Source organism: Mesorhizobium sp. M1423 (assembly GCF_040317575.1).
GTDB lineage: Bacteria > Pseudomonadota > Alphaproteobacteria > Rhizobiales > Rhizobiaceae > Mesorhizobium.
Genome location: NZ_JAMYKU010000010.1, coordinates 19,357 through 31,576, shown reverse-complemented (window position 1 = coordinate 31,576; position 12,220 = coordinate 19,357). Strand labels below are relative to the sequence as shown.

The window sequence follows — 12,220 nt, the reverse complement described above, 5'->3', positions numbered from 1 at the left end:
TCCTAGGCAAAGGCCAAGCACAATGAAAGGAAACGATATGGCACGAGCACCGAACTACGGTCAGGAACGCAAGGAACGCGACCGGCAGAAGGCTGCCAAGAAGGCGGAAAAGCAGGCTGCCAAGGTCGCGGCCAAGGAGCGCTCGAAGCCCGAGGGCGAAAGCGAGTCCCAAACCAACACCGAAACGGCCGAGTGATGATATCAGGCCTGTCAGGCGGCCCGGGTCTCGATCAAGTCCCCGCTATGCCTCAGGCCGGCGCCTTGTCGCTGACGAAGACGTTCACTTCGCGGGCGGCGGCAATGAAGGCCCGTCTTGCGTTCATGGCCGGCTTGTCGCCGGCCAGCGCATCATGACAGGCTTGCAGCGCTTCGCGGTGCTTGGGGCTGCGCTTGCCGGGCCAATTGTTGAGGAGGTAGTCGGAAGCCTCGCGGGCCGTACGCAAGAGCTGATTGCTTCCCGCCGCGCCCTTGACGGTCACGGGTGTGTCAAATCGGTTGTTTTCCATCGCCGCTCTTACGCCATCGGCATTTGCGAAGCGAGACCGAAAGTAGCTTTCTTCGCTCATCTGCCTTTTTCGTGATCAATGGCCGCCGATCCTCACTCAAGCGACGACGGCAAATCCCCTGGCGCGCAGGCCGCGCCGGTCGTTGCGCAACGACGTCACCAGCCGGTCGCGGCTACCGTCGATATGAGATGAAAGCAGGCAGGCGGCCCCGTCGGCATCGCCGGCCCGCACCGCCGACAGAATGTCATGGTGTTCGGCCCAGGCACGGCCAAGCGCTGCCTCGTCGCGAACCTCGAGCCAGCGGGCGCGCGACAGGCGCGTCATCGCATCACGAACCGCTCTGAACAGGAACTCGTTGCCTGACAGGCGCGCCAGCTCGATATGAAAATCCATGCCGACACGATGCCATTCCTCGCGCGGCGTCTGGTCGTCGCAGGAATCGAGCATCGCCTCGATGATTTCGACGGCACCCCTGTCCTGCAAGGCACAAGTCAGCCTGACTGCCGCGACCTCGACCGCCTCGCGATAGACGGCGATCTGCTCCAGCTCGGCAAGATTGATGGGCGAGACCGTCCAGCCGCGGCCGTCGCGGCAGATCAGGCCTTCGGTCTCGAGCCGCAGCAACGCCGCCCTGACCGGCGTGCGCGAGGCGCCTAAGCGGCTTTCGACCCAGCGCTCCGTCAGCCGCTCGCCGGGACCGATCTCGAGCCCGAGGATCATCTCGCGAAGCTGCTTTTCGACGTTCTGCATCTGCGACATTGGCGTTCCGTTTGTTGGAGCCGGTTCATTAGCCCTCTGCTCACCGGCCATTACTGGCGATCACTTTGCAGGGACCGCATTGACAGCGACCAGCCTTGCGTCCATGACGGATACCAGTTTGGTATCCCAAAATGGTATCCGCAGCAACCCAACGACAGCAGTCTCTGACATGCCGCAAGACGCCATCCTCGCCGTGCAAGGCACGCATAACGTCCACTGGCGCCGCAATCTCGCCGTGTGTTTTGCCGGCTCGTTCAGCACGCTCGCAGCGATGACGCTGCTGTTGCCGTTCCTGCCGCTCTACGTCGAACAGCTGGGCGCCGAGGGCCATGCGGCGATCGTGCAGTGGTCGGGCATCGCCTACGGCGCCACTTTCCTTGCTGCCGCGCTGGTCGCACCCCTGTGGGGGCGGTTAGGCGACCGCTACGGCCGCAAACTGATGCTGGTGCGCGCCAGTTTCGGCATGGCGCTGTGCATGTCGCTGACCGGCATGGTGCAGACTGTCTGGCAATTGGTGTTCTTGCGCCTGCTGATCGGCTTTGCCGGCGGCTATTCTTCGGGCTCGACCATCCTGGTTGCCATGCAGACGCCCAAGGATCGCTCCGGCTGGGCGCTGGGCGTGCTGTCGGCCGGAATCACGGCCGGTGCCCTGGTCGGCCCGCTGCTCGGCGGCGCGCTGCCGCCGCTGATTGGCATCCGCGCCACATTCCTGCTCGCCGGCGGCGTCATTTTCCTGGCCTTTCTGGCAGCCACCTTGCTGATCAAGGAGGCCCCTCGCCCGGTTGCCGCCAAGGCCGCGTCAGAAGAAAAGGCGAAAGGCGGCTGGTCGCAAATTCCCGACAAGCGCCCCGTCGTCGCCATGCTGGCGACCGGGATGCTGTTGAGTTTCGCCACCATGTCGATCGAGCCGATCATCACCGTCTATGTCCAGCAGCTCATCGAAGACCAGAGCCAGGTCACGCTGGTCTCCGGCATCGTCATGTCGGCGGCAGCGCTCGGCGCCATCCTGTCGGCGTCGCGGCTCGGCAAGCTCGCCGACCGTATCGGCCACTGGAACGTCATCGTTGCCGCACTCGCAGTCTCGGCGCTGCTCCTGATCCCGCAGGCCTTCGTCACGCAAGGCTGGCAGCTCGTCGGCCTGCGTTTCCTGATGGGCCTGGCGCTTGGCGGTCTTTTGCCCTGCATCACCAGCGTCATCCGCCACAATGTGCCCGACGGCGTCGGCGGTAATGTGCTGGGTTTGTCGATCTCGGCGCAATATGTCGGGCAGGTCGCCGGACCGCTGCTCGGCGGCTTCGTTGGTGGCCATTTCGGCATGCGCGCGGTGTTTCTCGGCACATCCGTGCTGATGGCGGGCGGAGCGGCCTATAACTGGCTGGTCCAGTCACGCCGCGAACGTGACATGTTGGCGGAAGCCGGCAAATCCTGACACGGTTCGCGCAGCGCTATCTCAGGCGGTCGCCAGCAATCACGGAGGCGTGGAAATGAGCACGGATGAACACGCGGCAGGCGGCCGCATTCTGATTTTTGCCGGCGGCCTATGCGGCGCAACCGGCGTGGCGCTTTCGGCGGCGGCGGCGCATCTCGGCGGCGCTTTCGTTGGTACGGCCGCGTCCTTCCTGCTCATGCATGCGCCGGTCTTCCTTGCCGTCGGGCTGCTCGGTGGCAATAGCATCCTGCGAAGCGGAAGCCTCATCCTCCTCGTCGGGCTTCTGCTGTTCTCGGGAGATCTCCTCGCTCGCGACTTCCTTGGCTCGCGGCTGTTCCCGATGTCGGCACCGATCGGCGGCACCTTGCTGATCGGCGGCTGGCTGGTGATGGCCACCTCGGCGCTGGTGCGTCCGCGCCGCCATTGATGCGGCAACCAATGGCGGCCGCCCTCGATCCACGAGCTCTGTCTTGCCAGCTCAGTCTCGCGGACGTTCGGGCCGAACTTGGCCGTCGCGTTTGGTCGTCTTGACCACACGCCGTCGCTCCGGCCGTTCGGTGGCCGGCGAGATGCCCCAATAATTGCGATAGATGTCTTCGAACAGATGCTTGATCGGGTGCATGGCTTAATCTCCTCTAGCTTATTTGAATCGATCCAAGCAGCAGGCGCAAAAAATACGCTGCCGATCAGCTCCGCTTGCGTCGCGTCAGGAAACGCAGGTCGCGAATCCACGGACCGGTCCTGTCGCGCCGCTTCCGGGCCTCCGCGCTGGAGCGGATGCTCCAGTCGTTCTGGTAAATGTCCTCGAACAGATAATTGACGGGGTGCATGGCACTCTCCTCTTGTATCGATCCAACCTGCGGACGAAAGCGCGCTTGGATCGATTCAAAGAATACGCGCCGCACCATAAATGTCAAGCAAAAATTTGAATCGATCCAAGGAAGGTGTTAGGTAATTGGCGATACTGTTGGACCGGAGTCCCGGAGACAAACAAATGGCATCACTCACCGAAGGCAGCAGGAGGCCCATCCGGCTGGCCGACATCGCCAAAGCCGCGGGCGTATCACACGGCACTGCCTCCAATGTCTTCAGCCGTCCCGAAATCGTGCGCGAGGAAGTCCGCGAGCGGGTCAAGGCGGCGGCCGAGGCGCTGGGCTATGCCGGCCCCGATCCAAAGGGCCGCCTGCTGCGTGCCGGCAAGGTCAATGCGATCGGCGTCGCCACCACCGAGCCGCTGTCCTATTTCTTCGACGACCCCTTTGCTCGCGTGATGATGGCCGGCATCTCGGAGGCATGCGACGCCACCGGCGCGGGAATTGCCCTGGTGTCAGCTGGCAACGAGGAAAAACTTGCCTGGAACATCCAGAGCGCCCTGGTCGACGGCTTCATCCTGTTCTGCATCGAGGGCGGTCCGCGCCTCGTCGAGCTGACGCGCGAACGAAAGCTGCCCTTCGTTGCGCTCGAGTTCGGCTCGCAGGACGACACGGTCTCGGCGATCAGTATCGACAATGTTGCCGGCGGCCGGCTCGCGGCGCACCATCTGGCGGTACTTGGACATCGCCGCTTCGCCGTGTTGTCGCTGGCCTTCGCCGACGACAGCACCGGTCTTGTCTCGCCCGAGCAGGTCCGGACAGCGTCGTATACCGGAACCCGTGACCGCCTCCTCGGCTATTTCGAAGAGCTTTCCAGGTTCGGTGTCGACACCGCCAAGGTGCCGGTCTACGAGACCGAAAACGACAAGGCGAGCACAAGGGCTGGTCTCGAAACCATTTTCGCCTCGGCGGAACCGCCGACCGCCATCCTGGCGATGTCGGACCGGATCGCAATGGTGGCATTGGAATGGCTCAACGCACGGGGTATCACGGTTCCCCGCGATGTTTCCGTCGTCGGCTTCGACGGCGTGCCTGAAGCCGCAATTTGCGAGCCTCCGCTCACCACCATCGCCCAGCCGATCGCCGAGATCGGCCGCCGGGCAGCGCGAAGAATCCTCGACTTCGATGGCACAGTGCGGCGAGAAACGCTCGACGTCGAACTTGTCGTCAGGGCATCGTCCGGACCGCCGCCAAGTACAGGCTGACTGGGCAGATCGGCTCCAAATCTTATCTATTGGCCGCCATGGGACCGATGCCAAAGGATGGACGGCCAGGCGGCGCGTTGCGGACCGGCTTGCCCTTGCCGGACCAGCCGATGGCGGACAGCCACTCCAGATAGAACGCGAGCGCGAACTGCATGGCGATGCCGGCGGCGAGCAGCAGACTGTCATAGGCAATGCCGCCCGGGTTGATCAGCTTCATCACTTGCGCCGCCATGGCAATCACCGTTCCGGCAATGAAAACCGGCAGCGAGCGTTTGCCCAATATGGCGAGCGGATTGTCACGACCGGTGCGGAACAGGTTCGAGACGGAAGGCAAGGCGACGACCAGGTAGCTCATCGCCAGGATGTGCAGCAGTCGCGGCAACGACAGGAATGTCTTGTCGAAACCGGTCAGCACCACCGGCAGGTCGAGCCATGACACATGCCCCCACAGCGGGCTGTGCACCCAGACGAGCGCCGTGAGCACATAGGCGGCGGCGGCGCCGACCAGCCAGCGATTGACCGGGATGGTGCCGCCGCGCCGCACATGCAACACGCTGGCCATGCCGATATTGAACAGCAATTGCCATGACAGCGGATTGAGGAACCAGAACCCGGGCTCCGGGTAGTTCGGTGGCGCGATCTGGTAGATTCCGGCAAGCAGCCAAAGGGCTGCGGATACGGCAAGCGCCGCCAGTGGCCGATAGCTGATGAACAGCAGGAAGGCCGGCGCCATCAACAGCAGCGCTGCATAGACCGGCAGTATGTTGTTGTAACCGAGCTGATGGCCGAGCGTGACGATGCCGACCAGGACTTGTGGCGGGTTTCTGACGAGCGGCTCGATGTTGATCAGCGTCAGAAGGTCCGGCCGTTTCGCAAACACCGCCGCCGCGCAGAAGATAGCCATGACCACCATCGTCGTGACGATGTGGGTGACATAGAGCACGCCGGCGCGGCGCCACATTTTCAGCGTTGCAATCAGCCGGTTTCCCGGCTGGAATTTGGTGCCGTAGGCGAGAGCGACGGACATGCCGGAGATCAGCACGAAGGCCTCGGCCGCATCCGAAAACCCGAAATTCTTGTAGGTCAGGGTTTCGAAAACGGTGCCCGGCACATGGTCGATGAATATGGTCAGGAGGGCGAGAGCCCGGAACACGTCAATACGCGTATCGCGTTCCGGCGAAACTGGCATGGTCATCGATAAAAGGCCTTAAAGCTGGTTGTTCATGCCGGCATGCGACCACCCGGCGCACACTGCTTCGATCCCTCCCGCGGGGGGATTATATCGGCAAAGAAACGGACTGAAATGCGCCCGGTTCAATCAACTTTCGCGGAGCTTGAAAATATTTCGTTTTGAAGCCGGCAAATTAACGAAAGTAACGCGAAATCAAAAGGATGTGACTATGGCCGAGGAGAGCCTCGAAGACGGTATTTTGCAGGAAAATTCAGGCTTTTTCTACCGGCTCCATCGACCCGCCAATTTACCCGGTGACTGGCTGTTCCTGCAGCATGGATCGGGAGTCGATGAGACGACCTTGCTGCCGCTTGGTCGGCAAATCGCGCCGCATGCGGCGCTGGTTGCGGTCCGTGGCCGCATCCCTCAGGAGGGCGGGTTCCGCTGGTTCACGCGAATCACCCCGACGCGTTTCGAACAGACGAGCATCCGTGCGGAGACGGACGCATTCGCGGGCTTCGTCGACGGCATCGCGAAGCGCCACCGCTTCGATCTCAGCCGCGCGACCTTTGTCGGTTATTCGAACGGCGCCAATCTGGTCTCAAGCGTCATGCTGCTGCATCCGGGCCTGATCGAGCGCGCCGCATTGCTGCGTCCGATGCCGGTGCTTGACGAGGTGCCGCCGGCCGACCTGTCGAAGGCGCGGGCGTTGATCATCGCCGGCGCCGCCGACCTGACCTATGCGCCATTCGCGGCGGTGTTGGCCGCCCTGCTGAGTTCGCATGGCGCCAAGGTCGAGACCCACACCATTGCCTCCGGCCATGAAATCGGCGATCCGGACGCCGAGATCGTCAGGCAATGGCTGGCGGATCCTGCGGTCGCCGTTGCAACGTCAGATCGATGAGCCTCGAAGCTATCCTCGCCCCATGCGGTTCCAGGCGTCCAGCCCGGCGATCTTGTAGGCTTCGGCCAGCGTCGGATAGTTGAAGGTGTTGTTGACGAAGAAGTCGACGGTGCCGCCGAGATTGATGACCGCCTGGCCAATGTGGATGAGTTCGGTCGCGCCCTCGCCGACGATATGGGCGCCGAGCAGACGGCGTGTTTCGATCGAGAACAGAAGCTTCAGGAAGCCGGTATTGACGCCCATGATGTGGCCGCGCGATGTCTCGCGAAACCGCGCCACGCCGACCTCATAGGCAGCACCACTCTCGCGCACCTGCTCCTCCGACTGGCCGACGGTGGAGATTTCCGGCACGGCGTAGATGCCGTAGGGAAAGGTTTCGGGCGGCGGCGGCAAGGGCACGCCGAACGCATGGCAGGCGGCCACCCTGCCCTGTTCCATCGAGGTCGAGGCCAGGCTCGGAAAACCGATGACGTCGCCGGCGGCATAGATGTTGGGCGCGCTGGTCTGGAAGGTCTGCGGATCGACCTTGATGCGGCCCCTGGAATCGGACTCGATGCCGACCGCTTCCAAGCCCAGGCTGCCGACATTGCCGGTACGCCCGGCAGCATAAAGCACCATCTCGGAACGTATGGTGCGGCCGTCTGCCAGCATCACCTCGGCATAATCGGGTTTGGAGGCGATCTCCTTGACGGCGCTGCCCAAGCGGATGGTCATGCCGCGGTCGCGCATCTGATGGATGAAGTCGTCGACGATCTCGCGGTCGACGAAATCCAACATGGTATTGCGCGGCTCGACCAGCGTCACCGGAACGTCGAGCGCCGAAAAGATCGTCGCATATTCGACGCCGATGACGCCGGCGCCGATCACCGTCAGCGTGCGCGGCAGCCGGTCGAGCTCCAGCATCTCGTCGCTGTCGAAAATCCGTGTTTTGTCGAACGGCACGTCGCGCGGCCGGTGCGGCCGGGTGCCGACCGCGATCAGTGCATGGGCGAAGCCAACCTCGCTGTAGTCGCCGGTGTCGGTGGTCAGGCTGACCTTGTTGGGGCCGAGGAATTTTGCCGCGGCGCGCGCACTCTTGACCGTGTTGCGCATGAACTGATGCTGCAGCACCTCGACCTCATGGTCGAGCGTCTTATGCAGGCGCTCGACCAGATCGCCGACCGAAATGTCCTGCTTCACGCGGTAGCCGCGTCCATAAAAGCCGCGCTCACGCCAGCCGGAGAGGTTGAGGACCGTCTCGCGCAACGTCTTCGACGGTATGGTGCCAGTGTGTACCGACACGCCGCCAAGACGACGACCTCTGTCGACCACCAGCACCGACTTGCCGAGCTTGGCCGACTGCACCGCGGCGCGGCGCCCGGATGGGCCGCTGCCGATGACCAGCATGTCGTAGTCCATGTCGCCCCGTCCCCTCGGCTCGGCACGTTTTGTTGCGCCGCAGCAAGCTAACGCTATCCGCGCCATGAATTCAACAAGTCAGACGGCGCCGGGCACTCCGTCACCATCTACGGTGGCGAATGGCTCGATCTTGATTCCACCGCGAACCTTCACCATTTCATCAATACGCGGCCCGTGCATTAACCCGGGTTCGATTACGAGGAAATGACATGAACGCTCGCGTTCTCGACGGCGAAATCATCACCAGCAGGCTCGAAGACGTTCGCGCCTATGAGGGCGTGCGCACGCGGCGCATTCTCGCCTTCGTCATCGATTATTTCATCGTCGCGCTGCTCACTATTCCATTCGCGATCCTGGTGTTCTTGTTCGGGCTGTTGACGCTCGGCCTCGGCTGGATGCTGTTTTCCATTCTCGTGCCGGCCGTCGCGATCCTCTACATCTGGAACACGCTCGGCAGTAAAGATCAGGCCACCACCGGCATGAAGATGATGGGCATCCGGCTCGACCGGCTCGACGGCAGCCGCATCGACGGGTTGACTGCCGTCGTCCATTCGGTGTTGTTTTGGGCCGGCAATGTCATCCTCTCGCCGCTGGTCCTGCTGGTGAGCCTGTTTTCCGACCGCAAGCGCACGCTGCACGACCTGCTGCTCGGCACGGTCGTCAGCCGCAGCGGCCGCTGAGCGGCTTTGAAGCGCGGCCGCAGCCTTTGCGCACAAAAGTGAAGACGTCCATTCACACAGGCTTTCACAATCCTGTTGAATTTTTCGGCGTCCGCGCCAAAGGTAGAGCGATTCGCAGGAGTGTTTCCAAGGCTCGATGACGCAGCACCCGACCCAGTCGCCACAGTTCTTTCTGACCGCGCCCTCGCCATGTCCCTATCTCGAGGGCCAGTTCGAGCGCAAGGTGTTCACCCACCTGGTCGGCGACAAGGCCCCCGAGATGAACGATCTGTTGACGCAGGGCGGGTTCAGGCGGTCGCAGAACATCGCCTACAGGCCGGCTTGCGAGACCTGCCGCGCCTGCGTGTCGGTGCGCATCCTGGCGCAGGAGTTCACCGCCAGCCGCAACATGAAACGCGTCATACAGCATAATTCGGATCTGGTCGGCGCCATGCACGACGCCGAACCCTCCACCGAGCAGTATTCGCTGTTCCGCAGCTATCTCGACGCCCGCCACCGCCGTGGCGGCATGTCCGATATGACCGTGCTCGACTACGCCATGATGGTCGAGGATACCCATGTCGACACCAAGGTCATCGAATACCGTCGCCGCGGACCTGACAGCTTCATCACCGGCAAGGGTCAGGGCGAACTGATCGCCGTGGCGCTCACCGACAAGATGGCCGATGGCCTGTCGATGGTCTATTCCTACTTCAACCCGGATTTCGAGGACCGTTCCCTCGGCACCTTCATGATCCTCGACCACATCGCCCGCGCCAGGGCGATGGGCCTGCCCCATGTCTACCTGGGCTACTGGGTCAACGGCTCGCGCAAGATGAATTATAAGATGCGCTTCCAGCCGCAGGAGCATCTCGGCCCGAAAGGCTGGGAACGCTACAATCACGAAGCGGTTTCGCGCTGATTTCCGCTTTCGGTATTCACCCTTAAATTGTTTCGAGGAGGATGCCGCTGGGCTTCCGGCCGATCGGCGGAAGACCGGGCGGGTCAATTTTGCGCCTCCAAGCCTACCGCGAGAATTGCTGCATGTCTTCCCACAACGACCACCAGAGAGGCCTTCTGATCACCGCCATCGGCGGATTGACGCTGACCGTCGACATTCCGCTGATCCGGCTCGCCGACGGCGAGGCATGGACGATCCTGCTCTTGCGCACCGGCACGACCTTCGTCGCCACGCTCGTCATCTGGGCCATCTGGCGCTCGCTGAGCGCAAAGGCACCGCAGCTTATCCCGGGCTGGTCAGGGCTCATCGTTGCCGCCCTCTACGGACTCGGCTCGATCGCCTTCATCACCGGCGTCTACAACACCTCGACCGCCAACCTCGTTTTCATCCTGGCCTTCACCACCATGTTCGCGGCCCTTTTGTCGTGGCTATTCCTGAAGGAGAGGCCACAGCCCCTGACGGTCGCAGCGCTGGCATTGATGATCGCCGGCGTCGTGATGATTGTCGGTGATTCCGTCGGAACCGGGCATCTCTTCGGCGACCTGATGGCACTATGCTCCGCCTTCATGATCGCCGCGGCCATCACCATCTCGCGCGCCAGCGGCAAGGATATGGGCTTCACCGCGCTGATCGGAGTCGTGCTGCCACTGGCCATCGCCGCCCTGATGGTTTCCAAGGTGGGTTTTCACGTCAACGCACCGTGGTGGATCGTCTTCAACGGCGCCGTCATCATGCCGATCTCGTTCTTCTGCCTCGCCAACGGTCCGAAATACATTTCCGGGCCGGAAGTGGCGATGTTCTACCTGTTAGAAACCGTGCTGGCGCCGGTCTGGGTGTGGATGATCTTCGCCGAGACCCCGTCGCGCAACAGCCTGATCGGCGGCACGATCCTCATCGTCACCTTGATCGGCCATTCGCTCTGGCAGTTGCACGAGGGACGTAAGCGCCGCGCCACGCTCGCCGTCAGTCACCCGGCCTGATTCTTTTTCGCGGCGGCGCGTTCGGCGACAATTTCGATCTGCGGCGGTGCATCTTCCTGCTCCGCCGGTTCGGCGGCAGCGAGTTCATCGGTCAGCTCCACCTCGCGCAGCCATTCGCGCCAGATCGCGACCAGCAGGGCCATCAGCACCGGGCCGATGAACAGGCCGAGAAAACCCATTGTCTTGACGCCGCCGATCAGGCCGAAGAAAGTCGGCAGGAAGGGCAGCTTTATCGGTCCGCCAACCAGCTTCGGGCGCAATGTCTTGTCGACGACGAAGAGTTCGACGGCGCCCCAGATGAACAGCGCCAGCCCGGCCATCGGCGAGCCGCTGGCGGCGAGGTAAATCGAGACCAGCGTGAACGACAGCGGCGCGCCGCCGGGGATCAGCGCCATGATGCCGGTCAGTGCGCCGAGCGTCACCGGCGACGGCACGCCGGCCAACCAGTAAGCGATGCCCAGCACCAGCCCTTCGCCGATGGCGATAACGGTCATGCCGGTGACGGTGGAGGAGATCGTCGCCGGCACCACGCGTGAGATCCGTTCCCATCTGGCCGGCAGGATGCGTTCGCCGAGGCGATCGACCTGCCCGGCGAAATGCTCGCCGTCGCGATAGGCGAAGAACAGCGCGATCATCATGAACAGCAGCGTCAACAAAAGGCCGAAGGCGCTGCCGCCGGCGGCAAGCACGCCGCGATAGATGCTGCCGATATTGGCGCCGCTGATCAGCTGGATCAGTTCGCCGATACCGCCTGGGTGGCCAACGTTGACCGTCCATTGTTCATTGAGCCATTCGCCTACCACAGGCAGCGTGGCGATCCAGTGCGGCGTCGGCGCGCCGTAGCGGTTGGTCTCGATCGCCCAGCCGACCCATTCGCGCACCTCGTTGATGGCATAGGTGCCGGCAAGCGCGATCGGCACCACCAGGAAGGTCAGGATGAACAGGATCGCAAGGGTCGCGGCGATCGTGCGGTTGCCGCCGACGCCGGCGAGCAGCCGCCGATAGAGCGGCCAGCTGGCGAAAGCGATAACCAGGGCGGCAAGGACCGGGAACAGGAAGCCGTGGAAGAAATAAACGCCGGCGGCGACGATCAGCACCAGGAGCCAGCGCGCCGCCGACAGCGGCGGAATGACAGCGGCCCTGAGCGGCGTCGACAGGCCAAACAGGCGCTGCTGCCGCTCCGGCTTCTGTATCCTGACTTCCTTCAAGCGACTACCTCCCCAACGCCCCGTGTCGTTCAGATGCGTTATCCCCGCGATTTCCCATGGCGAAGCTTATGCACTGATATAGTGCAGCAATCGTGACGGCATTCCAATTTGGTCGAAAGGAGCCCGAAACAAAAAACCCGCCTTGGGAGGCGGGTCGTCGGTGCGAAT

15 protein-coding genes are annotated in these 12,220 nt (G+C 63.0%); 8 read left to right on the top strand and 7 right to left on the bottom strand.

What is annotated here, in order from left to right:
* The first annotated feature begins 37 nt into the window (after positions 1 to 37).
* Positions 38 to 196: a hypothetical protein gene (locus tag NKG95_RS14620; RefSeq protein WP_292656176.1), complete on the top strand. Its 159-nt coding sequence runs from the start codon at positions 38 to 40 to the stop codon at positions 194 to 196.
* A 52-nt stretch (positions 197 to 248) separates the two neighbouring features.
* On the opposite strand, the gene NKG95_RS14615 is transcribed toward NKG95_RS14620, so the two are convergent.
* Entirely contained in the window at positions 249 to 506 is a 258-nt protein-coding gene (locus NKG95_RS14615; RefSeq protein WP_023674477.1) for a DUF982 domain-containing protein, read from the bottom strand.
* A gap of 96 nt (positions 507 to 602) precedes the next feature.
* Complete coding sequence (locus NKG95_RS14610) at positions 603 to 1,265, bottom strand: GntR family transcriptional regulator (RefSeq protein ID WP_353041243.1); 663 nt, start codon at positions 1,263 to 1,265, stop codon at positions 603 to 605.
* Positions 1,266 to 1,434: 169 nt separating this feature from the next.
* On the opposite strand from NKG95_RS14610, the gene NKG95_RS14605 reads away from it, so the two are divergent.
* Positions 1,435 to 2,694, top strand: coding sequence for an MFS transporter (locus tag NKG95_RS14605; RefSeq protein WP_353041241.1), 1,260 nt, complete (start codon positions 1,435 to 1,437; stop codon positions 2,692 to 2,694).
* 55 nt (positions 2,695 to 2,749) lie between these two features.
* A complete protein-coding gene (locus NKG95_RS14600; protein WP_353041239.1) occupies positions 2,750 to 3,121 on the top strand; it encodes a DUF423 domain-containing protein in 372 nt (123 codons plus the stop codon).
* A gap of 51 nt (positions 3,122 to 3,172) precedes the next feature.
* Here NKG95_RS14600 and NKG95_RS14595 read toward each other — a convergent pair whose 3' ends face one another.
* Together NKG95_RS14595 and NKG95_RS14590 are read right to left on the bottom strand one after the other, a co-directional pair.
* Complete coding sequence (locus NKG95_RS14595; protein WP_352481237.1) at positions 3,173 to 3,316, bottom strand: hypothetical protein; 144 nt, start codon at positions 3,314 to 3,316, stop codon at positions 3,173 to 3,175.
* Between the two features lie 64 nt (positions 3,317 to 3,380).
* Complete coding sequence (locus tag NKG95_RS14590) at positions 3,381 to 3,524, bottom strand: hypothetical protein (protein ID WP_353022111.1); 144 nt, start codon at positions 3,522 to 3,524, stop codon at positions 3,381 to 3,383.
* A gap of 164 nt (positions 3,525 to 3,688) precedes the next feature.
* Here NKG95_RS14590 and NKG95_RS14585 point away from each other — a divergent pair, with 164 nt between their 5' ends.
* A complete protein-coding gene (locus NKG95_RS14585; protein WP_353041237.1) occupies positions 3,689 to 4,771 on the top strand; it encodes a LacI family DNA-binding transcriptional regulator in 1,083 nt (360 codons plus the stop codon).
* A gap of 22 nt (positions 4,772 to 4,793) precedes the next feature.
* On the opposite strand, the gene NKG95_RS14580 is transcribed toward NKG95_RS14585, so the two are convergent.
* Complete coding sequence (locus NKG95_RS14580) at positions 4,794 to 5,966, bottom strand: OpgC family protein (protein ID WP_023717256.1); 1,173 nt, start codon at positions 5,964 to 5,966, stop codon at positions 4,794 to 4,796.
* 22 nt (positions 5,967 to 5,988) lie between these two features.
* On the opposite strand from NKG95_RS14580, the gene NKG95_RS14575 reads away from it, so the two are divergent.
* Positions 5,989 to 6,846, top strand: a complete 858-nt coding sequence (locus NKG95_RS14575) for an alpha/beta hydrolase (protein WP_502913952.1) — start codon at positions 5,989 to 5,991, stop codon at positions 6,844 to 6,846.
* 9 nt (positions 6,847 to 6,855) lie between these two features.
* Here the strand turns inward: NKG95_RS14575 and sthA are convergent, their stop codons facing one another.
* Positions 6,856 to 8,244 carry a Si-specific NAD(P)(+) transhydrogenase gene (sthA, locus tag NKG95_RS14570; RefSeq protein ID WP_023717254.1) on the bottom strand — a complete coding sequence of 463 codons (1,389 nt, stop codon included), beginning with the start codon at positions 8,242 to 8,244 and terminating at the stop codon, positions 6,856 to 6,858.
* 209 nt (positions 8,245 to 8,453) lie between these two features.
* Between sthA and NKG95_RS14565 the strand changes: the two genes are divergently transcribed.
* The 3 genes from NKG95_RS14565 to NKG95_RS14555 all read left to right on the top strand — a co-directional run bounded on the left by NKG95_RS14565 (position 8,454) and on the right by NKG95_RS14555 (position 10,844).
* A complete protein-coding gene (locus NKG95_RS14565) occupies positions 8,454 to 8,924 on the top strand; it encodes an RDD family protein (RefSeq protein ID WP_023674465.1) in 471 nt (156 codons plus the stop codon).
* Between the two features lie 136 nt (positions 8,925 to 9,060).
* Positions 9,061 to 9,825 (top strand): arginyltransferase, encoded by a 765-nt coding sequence (locus tag NKG95_RS14560; RefSeq protein ID WP_023717252.1) that lies wholly within the window; start codon positions 9,061 to 9,063, stop codon positions 9,823 to 9,825.
* Between the two features lie 122 nt (positions 9,826 to 9,947).
* Positions 9,948 to 10,844 carry a DMT family transporter gene (locus NKG95_RS14555; RefSeq protein WP_023717251.1) on the top strand — a complete coding sequence of 299 codons (897 nt, stop codon included), beginning with the start codon at positions 9,948 to 9,950 and terminating at the stop codon, positions 10,842 to 10,844.
* On the opposite strand, the gene NKG95_RS14550 is transcribed toward NKG95_RS14555, so the two are convergent.
* A complete protein-coding gene (locus NKG95_RS14550) occupies positions 10,832 to 12,052 on the bottom strand; it encodes an AI-2E family transporter (RefSeq protein WP_023717250.1) in 1,221 nt (406 codons plus the stop codon). The genes NKG95_RS14555 and NKG95_RS14550 overlap by 13 nt on opposite strands.
* Between the last annotated feature and the right edge of the window lie 168 nt (positions 12,053 to 12,220).